Raw genomic sequence first — 21,265 nt, 5'->3', positions numbered from 1 at the left:
CCGCGCCGCGCCCGCACGGCGTCCGCGCTGTGCTCACCCTACGTGCACCGGGCGGCGAACCCGGGGAGCCCGCGGGCGGCAGCGCGACGCGAACTCCCGTGGCCCCGCCTCGCCGCCCGTCCGGACCGGCCGCGCGTTAGCGTCGTGTCTGGGCACGCGGGCCCGACCGGAACACCACGAGCAGACCGCGGGATCGGAGTCCAGGGGTGACGCGCAGCGTCTATGTCACGGGGATCGGCCGCGGCGACGGCCGCCAGGTGGTCGAGCTGGGGGTGATGGAGCTGCTGACCCGGCAGGTGGACCGGGTCGGGGTCTACCGGCCGCTGGTGCACGACGCCCCCGACCGGATCTTCGAGCTGCTGCGGACCCGCTACCGCCTCACCCAGGACCCGGCGACGGTCTTCGGGATGGGCTACGAGGAGGCCGCCGCGCTCCAGGCCGAGGAGGGCCAGGGCGCGCTGACCGCCCGTCTGGTGGACGGCTACCTGCGGGTGGCCGAGGAGTACGGGACGGTGCTGATCCTCGGCTCGGACTTCGCCGGCACCAACCTGCCGGCGGAGCTGGGCGTCAACGCCCGGCTGGCCAACGAGTGCGGCGCCTCGGTCATCGCGGTGATCGGGGGCCGCGACCAGAGCGCGGACTCGGTGGTCGCCGAGGTCCGCAACGCCCACCACGCGTACACCAACCTCGGCTGCGACGTGATCGCGCTGATCGCCAACCGGGTCGCCCCCGCCGAGGTGGACGGCGCCGCGGCGCAGCTGCGCAGGACGCTGGAGGTGCCCGTCTACGTGCTGCCGGACGAGCCGGCGCTGGCGGCGCCGACGGTCCGGCAGATCGTCGAGACGCTGGGCGCGCAGGTGCTGCTCGGCGACGAGGCGGGGCTGTCGCGGGACGCGATGGACTTCGTGTTCGGCGGCGCGATGCTGCCGGCGTTCCTGCCGCGGCTGACGCCGGGGTGCATGGTGGTGACGCCGGGCGACCGGGCCGACCTGATCGTCGGCGCGCTGGCCGCGCACTCCGCGGGCTCGCCGCCGATCGCCGGGGTGCTGCTGACGCTGGACGAGAAGCCGGGCGCGCACATCCTCGCGCTGGCCGAGCGGCTGGCGCCCGGCACGCCGGTGCTCGCGGTGCCCACCGGCTCCTTCCCGACCGCGGCCGAACTGTTCGGCCTGGACGGCAAGCTGGGCGCGGGCACGCCGCGCAAGGCGGAGACCGCGCTGGGCCTGTTCGAGACGCACGTGGACACCGCCGAGCTGACCGGGCGGCTGTCGGTGGCGCGCTCGGAGCGGGTGACGCCGATGATGTTCGAGCACGCGCTGCTGGAGCGGGCCCGCGCGCGCCGGCGGCGGATCGTGCTGCCGGAGGGCGCCGAGGAGCGCATCCTGCGGGCCGCGGAGGTGCTGCTGCGGCGCGGCGTGTGCGATCTGACGCTGCTCGGCGAGGAGGACGCGATCCGCAAGCGGGCCGGCGACCTGGGCATCGCGCTGGACGACCCGGGCCTCGCGGTGATCGACCCGCACACCTCGCCGCTGCGCGAGCGCTTCGCCGCCACGTACGCGCGGCTGCGGGCGCACAAGGGCGTGTCGTACGAACTGGCCTACGACGTGGTCGCGGACGTGTCGTACTTCGGCACGCTGATGGTGCAGGAGGGGCTGGCCGACGGCATGGTCTCGGGCGCGGTGCACTCCACCGCGGCGACCATCCGCCCCGCCTTCGAGATCATCAAGACCCGCCCGGACGCGGCGATCGTCTCGTCGGTGTTCTTCATGTGCCTGGCCGACCGGGTGCTGGTCTACGGCGACTGCGCGGTCAACCCGGACCCGGGCGCCGAGCAGCTCGCGGACATCGCCATCCAGGCCGCGGCGACCGCGGCCCGCTTCGACGTGGCGCCGCGGGTGGCGATGCTGTCGTACTCCACCGGCACCTCGGGCAGCGGCGCGGACGTGGACAAGGTGCGCGCGGCCACCGAACTGGTCCGGCAGCGGCGGCCGGACCTGCTGGTGGAGGGGCCGATCCAGTACGACGCGGCGGTCTCGCCCTCGGTCGCGGCGACGAAGCTGCCGGAGTCGAAGGTGGCCGGGCAGGCGACGGTGCTGGTCTTCCCGGACCTGAACACCGGCAACAACACCTACAAGGCGGTCCAGCGCTCGGCCGGGGCGGTCGCGGTCGGCCCGGTGCTCCAGGGGCTGCGCAAGCCGGTCAACGACCTGTCGCGCGGCGCGCTGGTGCAGGACATCGTGAACACCGTCGCCATCACGGCGATCCAGGCGCAGGGGGACCAGGGGGAGGACGCGTGAGCGGGCACGACACGGAGGCCGGGGGTAGCACGGGCGCCGAGGGCGGCACGGGACGCGGCGCCGAGGGCGGCACGGGACGCGGCGCCGAGGGCGGCGCGACCCGGGTGCTGGTGCTCAACTCCGGCTCCTCCTCGGTGAAGTACCGCCTGATGGACATGGCCGACGAGACCCGGCTGGCCTCCGGCACGGTCGAGCGGATCGGCGAGCCGGGCGGCGTGGCGGACCACGCCTCGGCGCTGCGCGCGGTGGCCGACGAACTGGCCGGGCAGGACCTCGGCCTGGACTCGCCGCGGCTGGCCGCGGTCGGCCACCGGGTGGTGCACGGCGGCACCCGCTTCACCGAGCCGACCCTGGTCACCGACGAGGTGCTGGACGGCATCCGCGCGCTGGTGCCGCTCGCGCCGCTGCACAACCCGGCGAACATCACCGGCATCGAGGTGGCCCGCGACCTGCGCCCCGACCTGCCGCAGGTGGCGGTCTTCGACACCGCCTTCCACGCCACCCTCCCCGAGGCCGCCGCGCGGTACGCGATCGACGCCGGCACCGCCGAGCGCTACGGCATCCGCCGCTACGGCTTCCACGGCACCTCGCACGCCTATGTCTCGCGGGCCGCCGCGGCCCTGCTCGGCCGCGAGCCCGGCGAGGTCAACGCCGTCGTGCTGCACCTGGGCAACGGCGCCTCGGCGTCCGCGGTGCGCGGCGGGGTGTGCGTGGACACCACCATGGGCATGACGCCGCTGGAGGGCCTGGTGATGGGCACCCGGTCCGGGGACCTGGACCCGGGCGCGGTCTTCCACCTCGCGCGGGTCGCGGGCCTGGACACCGACGCGATCGACACGCTGCTGAACAAGAAGTCGGGTCTGCTGGGCCTGTGCGGGGACAACGACATGCGGGAGATCGGCCGCCGGATGGCCGAGGGCGACGCCGACGCCCGGCTCGCCTTCGACGTCTACGTGCACCGGCTGCGCCGCTACGTGGGCGCGTTCACCGCGGTGCTGGGCCGGGTCGACGTGATCGCCTTCACCGCCGGGGTCGGCGAGAACTCCGCGGCGGTCCGCGCGGCGGCGATGCGCGACCTGGAGAACCTCGGCGTGGTCCTGGACCCGGTGCGCAATGCGGTCCGGGCCGGCGGCCCCCGGCTGGTCTCCGCGGACGGCTCGCCGGTGGCGGTCGCGGTGGTCCCCACCGACGAGGAGCTGGCCATCGCGCGCGATACTTACGCCTTGGCGCAAGGTTGACATCCCGCAGCCGAGTGCAGCACCAGCCCGAACCCGGGCCGTAGCCCCGGCCCGTAGCCGTAGCCGTAGCCAGTGAGCAACCGGAACGACCCAGGACAGCAATCCAGAATTATTCCGGTGCGGAACAAACCGATAGGATATCGCCCATGCGCCGAGCCAAGATCGTCTGCACGTTGGGTCCCGCCGTCGACTCCTACGACCAGCTCAAGACGCTGGTCGAAGCCGGCATGAACGTCGCCCGCCTCAACTTCAGCCACGGCAGCCACGCCGAGCACGAGGCCCGCTACCAGCGGGTGCGCAAGGTGGCCGAGGAGACCGGGCGGGCGGTGGGCGTGCTGGCCGACCTCCAGGGCCCGAAGATCCGCCTGGGCACCTTCGCCGAGGGCCCGGTGGAGCTGGTGTCCGGCGACGAGTTCACCATCACCACCGAGGACGTCGAGGGCGACCGGTCGATCTGCGGCACCACGTACAAGGGCCTGCCCGGCGACGTCTCGCAGGGCGACCCGGTGCTGATCAACGACGGCAACGTGGCGCTGCGGGTGATCGAGGTCGACGGCCCGCGGGTGCGCACCCTGGTCGTCGAGGGCGGCGTGGTCTCCGACCACAAGGGCATCAACCTGCCGGGCGCGGCCGTCAACGTGCCGGCGCTGTCCGAGAAGGACATCGCCGACCTGCGGTTCGCGCTGCGCATCGGCGTGGACATGGTCGCGCTGTCCTTCGTCCGGGACGCCAAGGACGTGCGGGACGTGCACCGGGTGATGGACGAGGAGGGCCGCCGGGTCCCGGTCATCGCCAAGGTGGAGAAGCCGCAGGCGGTGGAGAACATGGAGGACGTCGTCATGGCGTTCGACGCGGTGATGGTCGCGCGCGGCGACCTCGCCGTGGAGTACCCGCTGGAGCAGGTCCCGATGGTGCAGAAGCGGCTGGTCGAGCTGTGCCGCCGCAACGCCAAGCCGGTGATCGTGGCGACCCAGATGATGGAGTCGATGATCACCAACTCCCGGCCGACCCGCGCCGAGGCGTCCGACGTGGCCAACGCGATCCTGGACGGCGCGGACGCGGTGATGCTGTCCGCGGAGTCCTCGGTCGGCAAGTATCCGGTGGAGACGGTCAAGACGATGTCGCGGATCGTCGAGGCGGCCGAGGAGGAACTGCTCTGCCGCGGCCTGCAGCCGCTGGCCCCGGGCAAGAAGCCGCGCACCCAGGGCGGCGCGGTGGCCCGCGCGGCGGCCGAGCTGGGCGACTTCCTGGACGCGAAGACGCTGGTGGCCTTCACCCAGTCCGGCGACACCGCGCGGCGGCTGGCCCGCTACCGGGTGCCGGAGCCGGTGGTGGCGTTCACCACGCAGGAGTCCACCCGCAACCAGCTGGCGCTGACCTGGGGCGTGGAGTGCTTCGTGGTCGAGCACGTGGAGACCACCGACGCGATGGTCGAGCTGGTGGACCGGGAGATGCTCAAGCGCTCGGAGTACGCCAAGGGCGACACGGTCATCATCACCGCCGGCTCCGCCCGGGGTCCCCGGCACCACCAACCTGGTGCGCGTCCACCACCTGGGCGACCTCAGCGCCTGACGCCCCGCCGGGCCGCGCGCCCGGCCGCCCGCGAACGCCGCGCGGCCCGTACCCCGGGTGGGAGGGGGTACGGGCCGCGCGGTCGTGTGCGGGGCGCCGGCGCGGGGCCGGGCGGGCCGGCTCAGGGCTGGCCGGGCAGGACCTGCATGCCGGGGACGGTGAGGTTGCCGCCGAACTGCGCGGCCTGCTGCACCGTCACGTCGGTGAAGAACAGCTCGGGCAGGGTCAGCGGCGGCGGCGCCTTGGGCGTGAAGGTGATCGGGATCAGCCCGAGCAGGTTGCCGCTGAGCGACTCGGTGTACATCGTCACCGTGCCGCCCCGGATCGTCGAGGTCGAGCCGGCCCGGGCCTTGACCCAGGTGTGACCGCCCTGCGGCTGGTCGACGATCTGCCACAGGTCGTCGATGTCGACGCCGCTCGCGGTGAACTTCAGCACGTCCTTGACCTGGCCGCTCCAGGTGCGCACCTGCACGATGCCGTCGTAGTTCAGGCCGTGCAGGGCCAGCTTGGAGCTCTTCAGCGTCCACGGCTCGTCCGGGAGCAGCGGGATACCGCCCTCGGTCTCGGCGTCGGCGAGCGCCTTGGCGTCGTAGGTCGGGCAGGGGTAGCCCTGCGAGCCGTCGGTGGGCGTCTGCGCGGCCTTGCCGGAGGCGTCCGAGGGCGTCGTCCCGGTGGCCTTGCCCGCGGCGTCCGTGAGTCCCTTGACGGTCGTGCCCACGGTGTCCGTGAGGCCCTTGGTCGCGTCCTTGCCGCTGCCGCCGTCCTTGCCCGCGGACCCGGAGGAGCCCGAGGAGCCCGTGGACGGCGCCTTGCCGGACGTCGAGCCGGAGCCGGTCGACCCGGTGGGCGTCGGGTCGGGCTTGGGCGCGGAGGTGGTCGGCGCGGGCGTCGGCGACTGGGTGGTCGGCGCGGGCGTGGGCGTGGAGCCGCCGCCGTTGCCGGTCAGGCCGCCCAGCAGCCCGCCGAGCAGGTTGCCCAGGCCCAGCGGGTCCAGCGGGTTCGTGGACGCGCTCGGGCTGGGCGTCGGCGACGCGCTCGGCGAGGCCGAGGGGCTCGCCTTCGGGGTGGCCTGCTGCGTCTTGGGCAGCGCCTTGGCGACCGGGTCGGTGACCGAGGGCGCGGACGCCGAGGGGCTGGTGGTCGGGGTGGGCTGCGCGCCGTCCTTGCCGCTGCCGCCGGCGTCCTTGCCGCCCGCGGCGTCCTTGCCGGTGGCGCTCGGCGAGGCCGTCGGGGTGGGGGTCGCCTTGGCGCCGTCCTTGCTGCCCGAGCCCGCCGCGTCCTTGCTGTCGGGCTGGGTGACGCACGGGCCGGGCTTGAAGGGGCTGCTGCTCTTGGGCATCTCGTCGGCCTGCGCGAAGTGCGGCGTGAAGCCCATGCCCATCAGCACCGCGGTGGGCATCGCGGCGAGCGCCACGGCCTTGCCGGCCGGGACGTGCAGCTTGGTCAGCAGCGACTTGCGGGGAGCGGCGTGGCGCGGCCCGGAGGGCGCGGCGTCACGGGACCCGGCGGCCGGCTGAGCCTCGTCACCCAGCACGGTGCCTCCCGTTCTCTTCTGTGGTCTCGTCTTCGGTGAGCGATCCTGCGTGCACCGGCTCGGGCTGTGCGTAGGGGTCGCCGGGCTGCGCGGGGACCCCGGGCGCGGACGCGTCCGCGGCCTTGCCCGCCTCGCCGGCCGGGACGCCGTCGGGCTGCTCCTCCTGCTCCTGCGCCCCGGGCTCGGCGGCCGCCGGGACGCCGGGCGCCCACGACACCGCGAGCGCGCCGCCGATCAGCGCGAGCAGGAAGCCCATCAGGAAGCCGCCGAAGTTGGAGATCACCAGCGACACCAGCGCGAGCAGGATCGCGGCGACGCCGGCGAAGACCCGTACCGCGCTCTGGAACCACATGGTCAGGCCGAGCACGAACAGCAGCACGCCGATGATCAGCGAGCCGGAGCCCGCGGTGGTCGCCATCCGCACGGTCAACTGGCCCAGCGTCAGGTTCGCGTACGGGAAGTACGCGATCGGGACGCCGGCGATCAGCGTGAGCAGACCGGCCCAGAACGGCCGCTGCCAGCGCCAGTGGCGGAAGGCCAGGCGGATGTAGCGGGCGCGGGCGGTCAGTCCTGTCGACTCGGCGCTCATGGAAAACAGCTCCCTGGGACTGCAAGGTGGAGAAGGGTCGTGACCCGGGCGAGCCGCATCCCGCGCGGCTCGCCCGAGGGCCACTTCAGGCGGTGCACTGCGACGGCGCCCGTGGGGCGTCGCCTAGTAGCACTCGACCCCGGCGCCGGAGCCCTTGTGCAGGCGCAGGCTGAGGCCGGCGAGCTTGAAGGTGCCCGCGCTGGTGGCCCAGGCCCGCTGCTTCACGTCGGTCAGGTCGGCGGACTTCGCCTCCTGCGCGAAGGACGCGGCGCCGCCGTGCTCGGTGTCCTTCGCGACCTGGTCCTCGACGGCCGCGTAGTTCGGGTCGGTCGCTCCGGCGGCGACACCGATGTTGATGTCGTTGAACGTGGCATCGGCGTCGAGCTGGTCGAGGTCGATGTACAGGTTCTTCGCCGTGACTTCCTTGCCGTTGTTGCCGGCGGTGAGCTTCAGCGTCACGTCGCCGATGAACGGCGCGGGCACGACCACCGACTGGCACAGCCCGGTGATGGTGGCGTCGGTGAAGGCCGAGACGGCGACGGCCTTCGGGCCCTGGCCGCTGGGCACCACGACGTTGCCGTACTGCACGAAGCCATCACCGTGCAGGGTCTTGGCCGTGACCTTGAACTGCTGCCCCGACACGCTGAACGACGCGGCGAGCGCGCCCTGGGCCAGCGCCACGCCTATCGCGGCGGTGGCCGCGACACTCGGCACCATGACGACGGCGAACCGCCGCCATCTGGTACCGCCACGAACGAGCGACTCCATAGTTCCTCCTTCTCGGACGTACATCTCCGACCGGGTTCGTTCGGGTCCCGGCCTGGGATGGGAGAAGTGCTACGTCCTCGGGAAGGAGAGCGCCGCTGAACCGGTGGGCCGTCCGTCCCACAGGGGGATCTCCCCGGGACTCCCTGGGGAGTTGCGGACGGCTGCGTCCGAATCGTCGGCGATCACCCCCGAGCGACAACCACTGGCCACGCTCTCGCGCAACCTGCGGGACAGGCTCCATCCGGTTCCATCCGCATCCATCAGGTGGACGGAGACCCCCCTGTCCCGGGGCGTCGGCCGGTGACCGCGCACCCCCGCCCGGCGGGGACCCGGAGCCGCGGCGCCGACTGGCTGCCGGGCAGTGGCTACGGACCGAGCTTGGCCGATCGTGGTCCATTCGCGGCCGGTGCACAAGGGGTTCATTACTAGCGAGTAACGGAAGTGTGGCGCATTCATGATCGCCACCCGGAGTCACGTCACGCTGCGTAGTTGACGCACGGGTAGGTAAATCAGGCATAAGGGTCGATGACCCGACAAATACGGGCGCTTCCTCTACCGCCAGTAACAGCGGTTTTCTATTGTCACGGTTTGATAAACCACGGCGGGAAGTCGCTAAATCTCCGAGTGTGCTCCGCGCGCCGCGGCGACCACCCGACGAGCGGAGGGCGACCGCCCTCCGCCGTCCGGCCGCCGCCGCGCCCCCGGTCGAACTGGTGTCAGAAAAGCACCCTGGCCAGCGCGGTCCGCGCTGCGGCCACCCGCGGGTCGTCCGGCCCGACCACGTCGAACAGCTCCAGCAGCCGCAGCCGAGCGGAGTCCCGCTCCTCGCCCGCGGTGCGCCGCACCACGTCCACCAGACGCCCGAACGCGTCCTCGACATGGCCGCCGACCAGATCCAGGTCGGCCGCGGCCAGTTGTGCCTGTACGTCACCGGGCGCGTCCGCGGCGGCCTGCCGGACCGCCTGCTGGTCGGCGCCCTGCACCCGGCGCAGCAGCTCGGCCTGGGCCAGGCCGAGCTTGGCCTCGACGTTCGCCGGCTCGTCGGCCAGCACGTTGCGGTACGCCTGGATCGCGCCGCCGAGGTCGCCGGAGTCCAGCGCCTCGTGCGCGGCGGACAGCGCCAGCTCCTGCGGGGTGGCCGGGCGCGGCGGGGCGGCGGCGGGCGCGGGGGCCGCGCCCGGGTCGGTCTCGGCGCCGACGATGCCGAAGCGCTGCTCGGCGACGGCGATCAGCTGGTCGAGCACCTCGGTGATCTGGTCCTCGGGGGCCGCGCCCTGGAAGAGCGGCATCGCCTGCCCGGCCAGCACTGCGAAGACCGCCGGCACGCCCTGCACGCCGAACTGCTGGAAGAGCATCTGGTTGGCGTAGACCTCGGCGGTGGCCAGCACGAAGCGGCCGCGGTACTGCCCGGCCAACCGCTCCAGCGTCGCGTTGAGCTGCTTGCTCTGCTCGGCCTGGTCGGCCCAGAAGCTGATGACGACCGGAACCTCGGCCGAGCGCTGCAGGACGTCGGCCTCGAAGGTGGCCTCGGACACCTCGACGACCAGCGGCGCTCCGGTGGCCGCGGCGTCCGCGCCGCCCTCCTGCCGCTGCGCCCTGGCCTGCTCCGCCTTGGCCTTGGCCTCCCCGGCCGCCTTCACCGCGGCGAGGTCGACCACACCGCTCATGGACATGTTGCGTGGCTGCATGAGGCCAATCCTCCCCCCTCGCCGGGCAAACCGTGAACAGACCCGGAAACCCCGCCGGATTGCGGGATCGGGACCGGCCACGGCGCTGGTCGTCCGCCGTGTCGGCGGTGGCGCCGCCGACGCGGGTGGTGCGCCGTGCCCCGCGCGATGGGCGCGTGGCACGGATGGTGCGGGCGCGGAACCCCTGTCCGCGCGGGTGGTTGCCGCTCGTCGTCGGGGCGAGCGTTTCGCTACGACTCGTAGCGTAACTGCCCGGGAGGCGGGTCCCGGCGGACGCGCCGTGTGAAACGGATCACTTCGCCGCGCTACTTACCGGCCGGTATGGTCCGCCCTATGTGCGCCCTCCCCTCCGGCAAACGCACCGGACGCCCGCGAAGTGCCGCCGCGGACGAGGCGATTCTCGACGCGACCCGCGCCGCGCTGGCCGAACTGGGCTGGGGCCGGCTGACCCTGGGGGACGTCGCGGCCCGCGCCGGGGTGGCCAAGACGACCCTCTACCGGCGCTGGCCGGGGAAGAACGAGCTGGTCGTGGACGCGGTCGCGGCGCTGTTCGAGGAGCAGCTCGACGTGCCGGACCGCGGCGGGCTGCAGGCCGACATCCAGGGCGTGGTGCTGCGCTTCGCCGAGCTGATCAGCCGGCCGGAGACGAAGACCGCGCTGATGGCGGTGGTCGCCGAGGCCACCCTCGACGAGGCGCTGCGGCGGCGGATCAGGGCGGCGATCGTGGACCGGCAGAAGCGGCTGGTGCTGATCGGGCGCGAGCGCGCGCAGGCGCGCGGGGAGCTGCCGCCGGACGACGGCTCGGCGCCGGCCCGCGACGACCTGATCTTCGACGTGATCGCGGGCGCGGTGGTGCACCGGGTGATGGTCAGCTCGGAGCCGGTGGACCAGGAGTGGGCCGAGCGGCTGGCCCGGCTGCTGGTCTGCGGCCTGTCCGGCCTGGCCTGACCGCGCCGACCCGGCCGCCCGTCCCCGTACGGCGGTACGGGGACGGCGCGCGGTTCACGCTCCTGGCGCGTCCGCCTGGGCGGGCGCCTCCGCCTGCACGCCGGCCACGAAGTGGTCGAACTCGCCCGCCTTGACGCCCTTGACGAACGCCTCCCACTTGGCGGGGGTGGTGACGGCGACGACGTCCGGCTGTTCCGTCTCGCGGATGTAGATCATCCCGTCGTCGCCGACGGTCGCTTCGAGGGACACAATTCCTTCCTCGTTCCTTCCTCGCGGGACCGATGGGCCTGTACGAGGGTACGAGGTCGGGGGCCGCGCGCCGGGGCGCGCGGCGGCCGGTCCCGGCCGCAACCGGGCAGGCCGGGCGGCGGAACGGGCGCGGGGGCGGCGCCCCCCGGGAGCGCGGCGGCGGCGCCCACGGGAGCCGCTCCGGGTCCGTTCCCGGGACCGGACCCGGAGCCGGGCGTGCTCAAAACCGGGCGGGCTCGGTGTAGCTCCCCCACTCCTCCCGCAGCGCGCCGCAGATCTCGCCGAGGGTGGCCTCCGCGCGCACCGCGTCCAGCATCGGCGCGATCATGTTGCCGCCGTCGCGGGCGGCGGCGAGCATCGCGTCGAGCGCGGAGCGGACCGCGGCGTCGTCGCGCGCGGCGCGGCGGTCGGCCAGCACCCGCACCTGCTCGCGCTCCACCTCGTGGCCCACCCGCAGGATCTCCAGGTCGCCGGTGACCGAGCCGGTGTGCCGGTTGACGCCGACCACGCCCTTCTCGCCCTTCTCCAGCGCCTGCTGGTAGCGGAACGCGGACTCGGCGATCTCGCCGGTGAACCAGCCGTCCTCGATGCCGCGCAGGATGCCCGAGGTCATCGGGCCGATCGGGTGCTCGCCGCTCGGCACCGCCCTGGCGCCCATCTCCCTGATCCGGTCGAAGATCTTCTCGGCGTCCGCCTCGATGCGGTCGGTGAGCGCCTCCACGTACCAGGAGCCGCCGAGCGGGTCGGCGACGTTGGCGACGCCGGTCTCCTCCATCAGCACCTGCTGGGTGCGCAGCGCGATCTCCGCGGCCTGCTCGCTGGGCAGCGCCAGGGTCTCGTCCAGCGCGTTGGTGTGCAGCGAGTTGGTGCCGCCGAGCACCGCCGACAGCGCCTCGACCGCGGTGCGCACCACGTTGTTGTACGGCTGCTGGGCGGTCAGCGACACCCCGGCGGTCTGGGTGTGGAAGCGCAGCCACTGGGCCTTGTCGGTCCGCGCGCCGTAGACGTCGCGCAGCCAGCGGGCCCAGATCCGGCGGGCGGCGCGGAACTTGGCGATCTCCTCGAAGAAGTCCAGGTGGGCGTCGAAGAAGAAGGACAGGCCCGGCGCGAAGGCGTCCACGTCCAGACCGCGGCTCAGGCCCAGCTCCACATAGCCGAAACCGTCGGCGAGGGTGTAGGCCAGCTCCTGCGCGGCCGTGGCCCCTGCCTCGCGGATGTGGTAGCCGGAGACCGACAGCGGCTTGTAGGCGGGGATGGCGGCGGCGCAGTGCTCCATCAGGTCGCCGATCAGCCGCAGGTGCGGCTCGGGCGCGAAGAGCCACTCCTTCTGCGCGATGTACTCCTTGAAGATGTCGGTCTGCAGCGTGCCGTTGAGCACCGCGGGGTCGACGCCCTGGCGCTCGGCGGCCACCAGGTACATGCAGAAGACCGGGACGGCCGGTCCCGAGATGGTCATCGACGTGGTGACGTCGCCGAGCGGGATGTCCTGGAAGAGGACCTCCATGTCGGCGGCGGAGTCCACGGCGACGCCGCAGTGGCCGACCTCTCCGAGCGAGCGCGGGTCGTCGGAGTCGCGGCCCATCAGGGTGGGCATGTCGAAGGCCACGGAGAGCCCGCCGCCGCCGGCGGCCAGGATCATCTTGTAGCGCTCGTTGGTCTGCCGTGCGTTGCCGAAGCCGGCGAACTGGCGGATGGTCCAGGTGCGGCCGCGGTAGCCGGTGGCGTGCAGGCCGCGGGTGAAGGGGTACTCCCCCGGCCAGCCGATCCGCTCGAAGCCGGGCACGTCCGCGCCGGGCGGCGGGCCGTAGACCGGTTCGACGGGGTCGCCCGAGAGCGTGCTGAAGTCCGCGTCGCGGGTGCGCGCGGAGTCGTAGCGAGCCTGCCAGCGCTGGCGGCCTTCCTCGATGCCGTGGGCGTCCATACCCTCGAATTTACTTGGACGTCCTAGTACCTGTCGATGGGAAGACGGCCCACCGGGTGGTGAGCCGGGTCTCACCCGGGGTGATCAGACGTTCACGGGCTCGGGCTTCTCCGCGCGGACCACCTTCGGGGCCAGCTCACGGGTGACGCGGCGCTCCACGAAGAAGGCGGCGGTCGGGACGGTGCCGGCGAGCAGCACCCAGGCCATCCGGCCGATCGGCCACTTCGCCTTGGAGCACAGGTCGAAGGCGAAGATCAGGTACACGACGTAGAGCCAGCCGTGGGCGAAGCCCACCGCGGTGGTGAAGGTGCCCGCGCCATTGATGTCGAGCGCGTATTTGGCGATGACGCCGAGGGTGAGCGCGATCAGCAGCACGCCCGTCACATAGGCCATCACCCGGTAGCGGGTCAGCACGCTGGATTTCATGGCATCGAGGGTATCCCTCGCGAAACGAGGCGCCGGACCCGGGTGCGGGCCGGGGCCGGCCGGGGCCGGCGCGGAGGCGGCCCCCGGCGGGCGAGCCGACCCGGGTGCGGGCCGGGTCACTCCTCGAAGTCGCCCGCGGCTATCCGCAGCGGCCGCAGCAGCGCGAAGATCTCGCCGCACTCCTCGTCGTCGTAGACGCCCAGGCCGAAGTCCATGGCCATCAGGTCGCGGGTGGCGTGCTCGACCACCTCGCGGCCGCGGTCGGTGATGGAGGCGAGGGTGCCGCGGCCGTCGTTGGGGTTGGGCCGGCGCACCACGAACCCGGCGGCCACCAGCCGGTCCACGGTGTTGGTCACCGAGGTGGGGTGCACCATGAGCCGCTCGCCGATCTTGGACATCGGCAGCTCGCCGGCCTTGGCGAAGGTCAGCAGCACCAGCGCCTCGTACCGCGCGAAGGTCAGCCCGTACGGCTTGACCACCGCGTCGACCTGTCCGAGCAGGATCTGCTGGGCCCGCATGATCGACGTGATGGCGCTCATCGACGGCACCCCGCCCCAGTGCCGCTTCCACAGTTCGTCGGCGCGCGCGATCGGATCGAAGGGCAGACTCAGGGGCTTCGGCACGCCCCCGAGCCTACCCGCCGGTCACATACCGGGCCCACCCGTCTCGCCCAATGAGAGCCCCGCCCGCGGCATGCGGCTCGCCCCCGCCCGGGCGGCTCTCAGCCGACGAGACCCGCCAGGTCGACGTCGACCGCGAACGGCACCGCGGACTCGAACCTGCCGCGGTGCACGCCGGTGGCCACGTAGACGTGCGTGGTGTCGTCGAGTTCGTAGCTGTGCACCACGGGCAGCCCGCGTTCGTCCTCGATCCGCCAGAGGTTCCTGATGCCGGCCTCGGCATAGAGCCCGGGCTTGTAGCGGCGGTCGCGGTCCTCGGACTCCGCGGACACCACCTCCACCACGAGAGCGGTCTCCTCGGGCAGGAACCGTGTGCGCTGCGGGTCGTACGGCACCGACGCGGCGATGACGTCGGGCTCCGGGCGGCTGCGCCGGTTGAGCTTCACCGTCATCTGGGCCTCCACCGTCCAGCCGGCCGGCGCGGCGGCCTCCAGGATGGCGGTGAGCCGGCGGATCACCCGGTCGTGCCAGCTGCGCTGCGGCGACATGTTGAAGATCAGGGCTCCGTCGAGCAACTCGATGTGGCGCGGTGCGTCGGGGGGAGGAGATCGAGGTCGTCGGCCTCCCAGCCGCTGTCACGCGGCGGATACATCCATTGCGGCAGCGCGGTGCTCAACGCGGCGCTCCTTCCGGCGCGGACGATGGACGGGCGGATCCGCCACCAGCATGCCACGGGGCCGGTGGCGCCACGGGCACGTCGGGGAACGCCGGAGGCGCCGGGGGCCTTCAGGGCGAGGGCGTGGGGACGGGGGCGGGGAGGGGGAGGCGGGTGCGGTGGACGGTGCGGATGACGGCGAGGACGCTGAGGGTGCCGAGGACGCCGCCGCCGCAGATGACGGCGAACGGCGGGGCCCACTCGGCGAAGGCGCCGCCGGCCGTCATGCCGATGCCCTGGAGGGTCATCAGGCCGGCGCCCATCAGCGACATGGCCCGGCCGCGCATGTCCGCGGGGACCTCGTCGACGAACCACTTGTCCATCCCCAGCGCGTAGGCCGCGCACAGGCCGGTGAGGGCGAGCAGCACGATGGCCAGCGGCAGCGGCGGGTGCACCGCGAAGGCGGCCAGCGGCAGCAGGCAGGCGCCGGCCAGCGGCAGCGCGATGCGCTCGCGGGCGGCGGGCCGCAGCAGCGTGCCGGCGAGCATCTCGCTGACCACCGTGCCGGCCGGCATCGCGGCCAGCAGCAGCCCGAAGCCCAGCGAGCCGGCGCCGCGGAGTCGGCGAAGGGCGCGGCGACGCCCTCGGCGACGGAGAAGAACATCGGCGGCACCCACCACATCAGCAGCAGCGCCCGGATGCGCGGGTGCGCCATCAACTGGCCGGAGGAGGCCAGCGACTGGCGCAGCAGCGCGCTGCCGCCGGTGCGCCGGGCCGGCCGCTCGACGGTGCCGAGCCGCAGCAGCAGCGCCGAGCCGAGGAAGGTCCCGACGGTGACGCACAGCGCGGCCCGCGGCGACAGCCACACCAGCACCAGCCCGCCGACGCCGAAGCCGACGATCTGGGCGCTCTGCGAGACGATCCGGATCAGCGAGCGGCCCAGGATGAACAGGTCGCCCTCCAGCATCTCGGCCAGGCTCGCGCCGCGCGTCCCGATGAACAGCGGCGAGATCATCGACTGCACCGCCAGCAGCACGAACAGCAGCGCCAGCGGCGTCGCCGACCACGCCATCCCGGCCACGCACGCCGCCGACACCAGGTCGCAGGTCACCAGCACCCGGCGGGCCGGCTGGTGGTCGGCGACCCCGGACAGCAGCAGTCCGCTGAGCGCGTAGGGCAGCACGGTGAGCGCGAAGACCAGCGAGGTCAGCACCGAGGAGCCGGACTCCTGGTAGACCAGCACCGCCAGCGACACCAGGGCCAGCACCGTGCCCAGGATGGACAGGACGTGCGCGGCGAAGACGAAACGGAACTCCCGGACCGCGAACACCGCTCCGTAGCCGGTGTTCTGGTCCGCGCCGCTCCCCTGGGTGGCGGGAGCGTCGTTCGAGCCGGCCGGCGAAGGTGGGTTGCCGCCGTGTGGCGGGTGTTCGCTGTCCGTTGTCATGACATCACACTGGTGGCACGGGCCCCACCCGTCGTAGTCTTTCGGACGCAGCCGAATCTTGTGGGGCGTGATGTCGTTTCGTGTGCGGTTTGCGGCGGAAGATCTGCTGCGCTGCAGGTTCGCCATCTCGCCGCTGCGGGAGATCCAGGGCGCGATCAGAACCCTGTCCCGGCCGGACCGGCACGGCTACCACCTGCCGTGGCTGCGGCAGGTGCGGTCGGTGGCCGCGGGCCTGGACCTCGCCCCGGTCCGGCTGCTCGCGCCGGAGAACGGCTACGGGCCGGACTTCCTGCACCCGCTGCCCGAGGTCCCGCTGGCCGCGCTGGAGGACGAGCTGGCGGCCGTGCGGGCGACCCCGCCGGAGCTGGCCCGCGAGCAGATCGGCGCCGCGCTGGCGCAGACGCCGGGGGCCGCGCAGTCCCGCCGGGGCCGGGCCATGCAGGACGACCCGGCCGGCACGGTGCGGCAGCTCGCGACGCTCTTCGAGCACGCCTGGGCGGCGCTGCTGGCCCCGCACTGGCCGCGGCTGCGCGCGGTGCTGGAGGCCGATGTGGCGTACCACGCGCGGCGGTTGGCGGACGGCGGGATGCAGCGGCTGTTCACCGGGCTGCATCCCAAGCTCAGCTGGTCCGACGGCGCGCTGACCGCCGAGGGCCACCCCGCGCCGGCCCCGCCGGGCGCGGACGCCGGCGCCGCGCGGAGCGCCGCGCCGGGCGGCGCCGCCCCCGGCCGCGGCCTCGTCCTGGTGCCGAGCGTCTTCTTCTGGCCCGAGGCCGGCAGCGCCTTCGACCCGCCATGGCAGCCGACCGTGGTCTACCCGGCCCGCGGCATCGGCGGACTGTGGGCGGGCAGCGTGCCGGCCGCGTCCACCGCGCTGGTCCGGCTGCTGGGCGCCAACCGCGCGGCGATCCTCACCGCGCTCGACGCGCCCACCACCACTACCGCGCTCGCGCACCGGCACGACCTGGCGATGTCCTCGGTCTCCGCGCACCTGGGCGTCCTGCGCGACGCCGGCCTGCTCGCCTCGCGCCGCTACGGGCACCAGGTGCTGTACGAGCGCACGCCGCTGGGCATCGCGGTGGCGACCGGCGGCCTCATCTGAGGCGACCCGTGCGCGACCGCACCCGAGGCGACCCGTGCGCGACCGCGCCGTCCGGCGCCCCGCGCGGGCTCAGACCGTGCCGACCGCGCCCTCGCGCTCCTCGGGCCCGCCCGCGGCCGCCGCCGCCTCGCGGGCCGCGGCGACCGCCGCCTCGCCCTCGTGCGCGAGCTTGCGCTCGGCGAAGAAGCCGCCGGTGGGCAGCACCGACAGCACGAAGTACAGCGCGCCGCGCCCCAGCGGCCACCGCGCGCGGTTCCACGCGTCGGCCCAGAACAGCACGTAGAGGATGAACAGGACGCCGTGCACCATGCCCATCACCGGCACGGCGTTGAAGTCCGTGGTGCGCTTGAGCACCGAGCAGATCAGCAGCAGCAGGAAGGAGACCGCCTCGGGGGCGGACACCAGGCGGAGCCTGCGCAGGGCGGCGGCGGTCTTGAGATCCACGGGGATCGGTCCTCACAGTCGAACAGGTCGGCGCGTTCCGGGGCCCACGATTGTGAACGTGCTCACAAGCCCGCTCCCCATTATCACCGCCGCGTATCGATGACCCGGCACGGGGGTCGGCAACCGCCCGCCGGGCGGTAGCGTCCCCCTGTGCGTACCTCACGTGACGCGCCGAGACCCGACGGGGACGAAGAAGACCGATGAGCATCGACTGGGACCGCCGGCACTGCGCCCGCAAGGGACACATCACCTACGCCCCCGACGAGCAGCGGCTGCGCGAGAAGCTGCACGCGCCGACCGCCGTCGGCACGGTGTGGCGCTGCCTGCGCTGCGGCGACTTCGTCCTGGGCGAGCCGCACGGCTCCGGGCCGGCCGACCGGGCGCCGCGGGTGCTGCGCGGGCGGGCCCTGCGCGACCTGTTCATCCTGCGCTTCCTGGCCGTCGAGCGGGTGCTGCGCGGGCTGCTGGTGATCGCGGCCGCCTGGGCGGTGTGGAAGTTCTCCAACTCCCAGGACGCGGTGCGGCGGCTGTTCGAGGAGGACCTGACGGTCTTCCGGCCGGTGGCCGACCACTTCGGCTACGACCTGGACCACTCCCCCGTCGTCGGCACCATCCAGAAGACCTTCGACTACAAGAAGTCGCACCTGCAGGAGGTGGCCGCGGCGATGGCCGGCTACGCCCTGATCGAGGTCGTCGAGGGCGTCGGCCTGTGGTTCGCCAAGCGCTGGGCGGAGTATCTGGCGGTGGTCGCCACCGCCGCGTTCCTGCCGATCGAGGTCTACGAACTCACCGAGAAGATGAGCTGGTTCAAGATCGGCACGCTGGCGCTGAACGTCCTGGCGGTGCTCTACATCCTCATCGGCAAGCGGCTGTTCGGCATCCGCGGCGGCCACGCGGCGTTCGAGGCGCAGCGCCGCTCGGCCTCGCTGCTGGAGGTCGAGGAGGCGGCCGGCGAACGGCCCGCGCCGCTGCCGGTGCGCCCGCGCGACGCGTCCGAGCACCGTCCCGGCGCCTACGACCTCGGCTCCGGCGCGCCGTCCCGCCCCACCACCCCCGACGCGGGCTGAGCCGATGGCGGACTTCCGGCTGCAGGGCACGCGGGTGCTGGCCGTCGACCTCGCGGGTGACGCGGTCAAGGCGAAGAACGGCGCGATGGTCGCCTACGAAGGCGAGATGACGTTCAAGAAGATGACCGGCGGCGGCGAGGGCCTACGCGGCATCGTCACCCGCAGGGTCACCGGCGAGCACATGGCCGTGATGGAGGTCAAGGGCCACGGCACCTGCTACTTCGCCGACCGCGCCACCGAGATCAACCTGGTCCGGCTGGCCGGCGAGAAGCTGTACGTGGAGGCGAGCAACCTGCTGGTGACCGAGGCAGGCCTGCGCACCGGCACCACCTTCACCGGGCTGCGCGGCGCCTCACAGGGCAACGGCCTGTTCACCACCACCGTCGAGGGCAGCGGGCAGGCGGCGATCATGTCCGACGGGCCGGCCGTGGTGCTGCGCGTCTCGGCGGCCCACCCGCTGGTCGTCGACCCGGGCGCGTACGTCGCGCACACCGGGAACCTGCGGCAGCAGCTGCAGACCGCGGTCGGCTGGCGGACGCTGGTCGGCGAGGGCTCCGGCGAGAGCTTCCGCATCCTCTTCGAGGGCGAGGGCCTGGTCTATGTCCAGCCCAGCGAGCGCACCACGGTCGGAGGGCAGCTCTGATGCCGTTCACCCGGATCAACTCCAAGATGGTCGAGGCGGTCGTCACCCCCGGGCAGCGGCTGTTCAGCCAGCGCGGCGCGATGCTCGCCTACCGCGGCGAGGTGACGTTCACCCCGAACATCACCGGCGGCCAGGGCGGCGTGATGTCGATGATCGGCCGCCGGCTGGCGAACGAGGCCACCCCGCTGATGACCGTGGAGGGGCAGGGCACGGTGATGTTCGGCCACGGCGGCCACCACATCCACACCGTGGACCTGGCCGGCGAGACGCTCTACGTGGAGGCGGACCGGCTGCTGGCCTTCGACGGCTCGCTGCGCCAGGGCACCATGTTCATGGGCTCGCAGGGCGGCGTGATGGGCGTGATCCGCGGTCAGGCCACCGGCCAGGGCCTGTTCACCACCACCCTCCAGGGCAAGGGCTCGGTGGCGGTGATGGCGCACGGCGGCGTGCTGGAGCTGCCGATCGCCCCGGACCGGCCGGTGCACGTCGACCCGCAGGCGTACGTCGCCCACCGCGGAGACGTGCGCAACCGGCTGACCACCGCGATCGGCTGGCGCGAGATGGTCGGCCGCGGCTCGGGCGAGGGCTTCCAGCTGGAACTGTCGGGACAGGGCACGGTGTACGTGCAGGCGTCGGAGGAGAAGCTGTGAGCCACCCGCCGGGACAGGGACAGGGGCCGGTGCCGGGGCAGGCGCCGGGAACGCCGGGCACGCCGGGCACGCCGGGACCAGTGGTCTTCGACCCGTACTCGCTGCCGGAGGACGACAACGTCAACCCGTACGCCTTCAGCGTGGCGCTGGACGGCCAGTGGTTCCTGCAGAAGGGGAAGATGATCGCCTACTACGGGGAGATCGACTTCCACGGCATCGGCTACGGCCCGCTGGACCACCTGATCGCGGCCGACTTCCACTCCCCGCTGCACGCCGCGGACTGGGTGGTCGCGCAGGGCCGCGGGCGGATGCTGCTGGCCGACCGCGCCTACGACGTCAACTCCTACGACCTGGACGAGGGCAACCTCACCATCAGGGCCGGCAACCTGCTGGCCTTCCAGCCGGGGCTGGCGCTGAAGCAGTCGATCGTCCCGGGCTTCCTGACGCTGATCGGCACGGGGAAGTTCGTGGCCGCCTCCAACGGCGCGGTGCACTTCGTCGAGCCGCCGATCCGGGTGGACCCGCAGGCGCTGGTCGGCTGGGCGGACTGCCCGTCGCCGTGCCACCACTACGACCACGCCTACCTGCGCGGGGTGCTGGGCGGCATCCGGGCGCTCACCGGGATCGGCGGGGCGTCCGGCGAGGAGCACCAGTTCGAGTTCACCGGCGCCGGACAGGTGCTGCTGCAGTCCACGGAGGAGTTGGTCGGGCCGTGAGCGAACGGCCTCCCGGGCACGACCGGGTGGCCTTTCGGGCGAGGACACAGGGCCCTCGGGGCGTGACCACGTGGCCATGACATCGTTTCCCTGGGTGACCGGACGGCTACCCTGAAGGAGATCCACAGTTCAACCGCCGGTAGCATTCAGGTATGGAGACCGAGACCGCGGAACGTGCCACGACCTGGCTCAGCGACGACGAACAGCGGGCCTGGCGCATCCACCTCGACGTCAGCCGGCTGCTGATGTACCGCCTCGAGCGCGACCTGCAACCGTTCGGCCTGACCAACAACGACTACGAGATCCTGGTCAACCTCTCCGAGTCGGAGGAGCGCAGGATGCGGATGAGCGATCTGGCGCGGTCCACCCTGCAGTCCAAGAGCCGGCTCTCCCACCAGATCACGCGCATGGAGGCGGCCGGACTGGTCCGCCGCGAGAACTGCGAGTCCGACCGCCGCGGGCTGTTCGCGGTGCTCACCGAGCACGGCTGGGACACCATGCGGGAGGTCGCGCCGCGCCATGTGGCCTCGGTCCGCGAGCACTTCATCGACCTGATCTCGGCCGAGGACCTGGCCGCCTACCGCGAGGCGCTGCTGCCGGTGGCCGAGCACCTGCGGGCCGAGCGGGGCCGCTGAGCGGCGGCCGGGCGCCGCGGACCGCGGCGCCCGGGGTGCGCGGCGCCCGGGTCCGC

Annotated in this window: 20 protein-coding genes and 2 pseudogenes; 10 read left to right on the top strand and 12 right to left on the bottom strand. The window is 73.2% G+C overall.

Features of this window, described 5'->3' with window-relative positions; translation table 11 throughout:
* Window positions 1-206: 206 nt before the first annotated feature.
* The 3 genes and pseudogenes from pta to pyk all read left to right on the top strand — a co-directional run bounded on the left by pta (window position 207) and on the right by pyk (window position 5,107).
* Window positions 207-2,297 carry a phosphate acetyltransferase gene (pta, locus tag VSR01_RS28850; RefSeq protein ID WP_326451997.1) on the top strand — a complete coding sequence of 697 codons (2,091 nt, stop codon included), beginning with the start codon at window positions 207-209 and terminating at the stop codon, window positions 2,295-2,297.
* A 104-nt stretch (window positions 2,298-2,401) separates the two neighbouring features.
* Window positions 2,402-3,535, top strand: coding sequence for an acetate kinase (locus VSR01_RS28845; protein WP_326453870.1), 1,134 nt, complete (start codon window positions 2,402-2,404; stop codon window positions 3,533-3,535).
* Between the two features lie 146 nt (window positions 3,536-3,681).
* A pseudogene (pyk, locus tag VSR01_RS28840) lies at window positions 3,682-5,107 on the top strand (pyruvate kinase).
* Window positions 5,108-5,228: 121 nt separating this feature from the next.
* Here pyk and VSR01_RS28835 read toward each other — a convergent pair.
* From VSR01_RS28835 to VSR01_RS28820, 4 genes are all read right to left on the bottom strand, one after another.
* Window positions 5,229-6,641: a hypothetical protein gene (locus tag VSR01_RS28835; protein ID WP_326451996.1), complete on the bottom strand. Its 1,413-nt coding sequence runs from the start codon at window positions 6,639-6,641 to the stop codon at window positions 5,229-5,231.
* Window positions 6,631-7,230: a DUF6114 domain-containing protein gene (locus tag VSR01_RS28830; RefSeq protein WP_326451995.1), complete on the bottom strand. Its 600-nt coding sequence runs from the start codon at window positions 7,228-7,230 to the stop codon at window positions 6,631-6,633. Before VSR01_RS28830 ends, VSR01_RS28835 begins: the two co-directional genes overlap by 11 nt.
* 123 nt (window positions 7,231-7,353) lie before the next feature.
* Window positions 7,354-7,998, bottom strand: a complete 645-nt coding sequence (locus VSR01_RS28825; RefSeq protein ID WP_326451994.1) for a DUF6230 family protein — start codon at window positions 7,996-7,998, stop codon at window positions 7,354-7,356.
* Window positions 7,999-8,714: 716 nt separating this feature from the next.
* Complete coding sequence (locus tag VSR01_RS28820; RefSeq protein WP_326451993.1) at window positions 8,715-9,686, bottom strand: tetratricopeptide repeat protein; 972 nt, start codon at window positions 9,684-9,686, stop codon at window positions 8,715-8,717.
* Between the two features lie 333 nt (window positions 9,687-10,019).
* Here VSR01_RS28820 and VSR01_RS28815 point away from each other — a divergent pair, with 333 nt between their 5' ends.
* Window positions 10,020-10,634: a TetR/AcrR family transcriptional regulator gene (locus VSR01_RS28815; protein ID WP_326451992.1), complete on the top strand. Its 615-nt coding sequence runs from the start codon at window positions 10,020-10,022 to the stop codon at window positions 10,632-10,634.
* Between the two features lie 54 nt (window positions 10,635-10,688).
* On the opposite strand, the gene VSR01_RS28810 is transcribed toward VSR01_RS28815, so the two are convergent.
* From VSR01_RS28810 to VSR01_RS28780, 7 genes and pseudogenes are all read right to left on the bottom strand, one after another.
* Window positions 10,689-10,883, bottom strand: a complete 195-nt coding sequence (locus tag VSR01_RS28810) for a DUF397 domain-containing protein (protein WP_326451991.1) — start codon at window positions 10,881-10,883, stop codon at window positions 10,689-10,691.
* A 220-nt stretch (window positions 10,884-11,103) separates the two neighbouring features.
* Window positions 11,104-12,804, bottom strand: a complete 1,701-nt coding sequence (locus VSR01_RS28805) for an acyl-CoA mutase large subunit family protein (protein ID WP_326451990.1) — start codon at window positions 12,802-12,804, stop codon at window positions 11,104-11,106.
* Between the two features lie 84 nt (window positions 12,805-12,888).
* Entirely contained in the window at window positions 12,889-13,230 is a 342-nt protein-coding gene (locus tag VSR01_RS28800; RefSeq protein WP_326451989.1) for a DUF3817 domain-containing protein, read from the bottom strand.
* A gap of 116 nt (window positions 13,231-13,346) precedes the next feature.
* Entirely contained in the window at window positions 13,347-13,853 is a 507-nt protein-coding gene (locus VSR01_RS28795) for a MarR family winged helix-turn-helix transcriptional regulator (protein WP_326451988.1), read from the bottom strand.
* Between the two features lie 98 nt (window positions 13,854-13,951).
* Complete coding sequence (locus tag VSR01_RS28790; protein ID WP_326451987.1) at window positions 13,952-14,425, bottom strand: Uma2 family endonuclease; 474 nt, start codon at window positions 14,423-14,425, stop codon at window positions 13,952-13,954.
* Between the two features lie 211 nt (window positions 14,426-14,636).
* The gene (locus VSR01_RS28785) at window positions 14,637-15,053 is read right to left on the bottom strand and encodes an MFS transporter (protein WP_326451986.1); all 417 of its coding nucleotides are present in this window, start codon (window positions 15,051-15,053) and stop codon (window positions 14,637-14,639) included.
* A gap of 167 nt (window positions 15,054-15,220) precedes the next feature.
* Window positions 15,221-15,952: pseudogene (locus tag VSR01_RS28780) on the bottom strand (MFS transporter); the annotation flags it as partial.
* Between the two features lie 70 nt (window positions 15,953-16,022).
* On the opposite strand from VSR01_RS28780, the gene VSR01_RS28775 reads away from it, so the two are divergent.
* The gene (locus tag VSR01_RS28775; protein WP_326451985.1) at window positions 16,023-17,054 is read left to right on the top strand and encodes an ArsR/SmtB family transcription factor; all 1,032 of its coding nucleotides are present in this window, start codon (window positions 16,023-16,025) and stop codon (window positions 17,052-17,054) included.
* A gap of 69 nt (window positions 17,055-17,123) precedes the next feature.
* Here VSR01_RS28775 and VSR01_RS28770 read toward each other — a convergent pair whose 3' ends face one another.
* Window positions 17,124-17,498, bottom strand: a complete 375-nt coding sequence (locus tag VSR01_RS28770; protein WP_326451984.1) for a DUF3817 domain-containing protein — start codon at window positions 17,496-17,498, stop codon at window positions 17,124-17,126.
* 200 nt (window positions 17,499-17,698) lie between these two features.
* On the opposite strand from VSR01_RS28770, the gene VSR01_RS28765 reads away from it, so the two are divergent.
* The 5 genes from VSR01_RS28765 to VSR01_RS28745 all read left to right on the top strand — a co-directional run bounded on the left by VSR01_RS28765 (window position 17,699) and on the right by VSR01_RS28745 (window position 21,209).
* Window positions 17,699-18,565, top strand: a complete 867-nt coding sequence (locus VSR01_RS28765) for a DUF2127 domain-containing protein (RefSeq protein WP_326451983.1) — start codon at window positions 17,699-17,701, stop codon at window positions 18,563-18,565.
* 4 nt (window positions 18,566-18,569) lie between these two features.
* Complete coding sequence (locus VSR01_RS28760) at window positions 18,570-19,208, top strand: AIM24 family protein (protein WP_326451982.1); 639 nt, start codon at window positions 18,570-18,572, stop codon at window positions 19,206-19,208.
* Window positions 19,208-19,858, top strand: a complete 651-nt coding sequence (locus tag VSR01_RS28755; protein ID WP_326451981.1) for an AIM24 family protein — start codon at window positions 19,208-19,210, stop codon at window positions 19,856-19,858. The genes VSR01_RS28760 and VSR01_RS28755 overlap by 1 nt, the downstream gene beginning before the upstream one ends.
* A gap of 29 nt (window positions 19,859-19,887) precedes the next feature.
* Window positions 19,888-20,574, top strand: coding sequence for an AIM24 family protein (locus VSR01_RS28750; protein WP_326453869.1), 687 nt, complete (start codon window positions 19,888-19,890; stop codon window positions 20,572-20,574).
* 152 nt (window positions 20,575-20,726) lie between these two features.
* Complete coding sequence (locus VSR01_RS28745; protein WP_326451980.1) at window positions 20,727-21,209, top strand: MarR family winged helix-turn-helix transcriptional regulator; 483 nt, start codon at window positions 20,727-20,729, stop codon at window positions 21,207-21,209.
* The last annotated feature ends 56 nt before the right edge of the window (window positions 21,210-21,265 follow it).

The sequence above is a fragment of the Actinacidiphila sp. DG2A-62 genome (assembly GCF_035825295.1).
Classification (GTDB): domain Bacteria; phylum Actinomycetota; class Actinomycetes; order Streptomycetales; family Streptomycetaceae; genus Actinacidiphila.
The sequence above is the reverse complement of the archived record's forward strand: the minus strand, read 5'-3'. Positions and strand labels throughout refer to the sequence as shown.

Coding starts and splice junctions, on each gene's coding strand:
- VSR01_RS28785 (WP_326451986.1), bottom strand. CDS start 15,053: ATGCTCGCCGGCACGCTGCTGCGGCCCGCCGCCCGCGAGCGCATCGCG.
- VSR01_RS28820 (WP_326451993.1), bottom strand. CDS start 9,686: ATGCAGCCACGCAACATGTCCATGAGCGGTGTGGTCGACCTCGCCGCG.
- VSR01_RS28800 (WP_326451989.1), bottom strand. CDS start 13,230: ATGAAATCCAGCGTGCTGACCCGCTACCGGGTGATGGCCTATGTGACG.
- VSR01_RS28815 (WP_326451992.1), top strand. CDS start 10,020: ATGTGCGCCCTCCCCTCCGGCAAACGCACCGGACGCCCGCGAAGTGCC.
- VSR01_RS28805 (WP_326451990.1), bottom strand. CDS start 12,804: ATGGACGCCCACGGCATCGAGGAAGGCCGCCAGCGCTGGCAGGCTCGC.
- VSR01_RS28775 (WP_326451985.1), top strand. CDS start 16,023: ATGTCGTTTCGTGTGCGGTTTGCGGCGGAAGATCTGCTGCGCTGCAGG.
- VSR01_RS28825 (WP_326451994.1), bottom strand. CDS start 7,998: ATGGAGTCGCTCGTTCGTGGCGGTACCAGATGGCGGCGGTTCGCCGTC.
- VSR01_RS28765 (WP_326451983.1), top strand. CDS start 17,699: ATGAGCATCGACTGGGACCGCCGGCACTGCGCCCGCAAGGGACACATC.
- VSR01_RS28755 (WP_326451981.1), top strand. CDS start 19,208: ATGCCGTTCACCCGGATCAACTCCAAGATGGTCGAGGCGGTCGTCACC.
- VSR01_RS28760 (WP_326451982.1), top strand. CDS start 18,570: ATGGCGGACTTCCGGCTGCAGGGCACGCGGGTGCTGGCCGTCGACCTC.
- VSR01_RS28745 (WP_326451980.1), top strand. CDS start 20,727: ATGGAGACCGAGACCGCGGAACGTGCCACGACCTGGCTCAGCGACGAC.
- VSR01_RS28830 (WP_326451995.1), bottom strand. CDS start 7,230: ATGAGCGCCGAGTCGACAGGACTGACCGCCCGCGCCCGCTACATCCGC.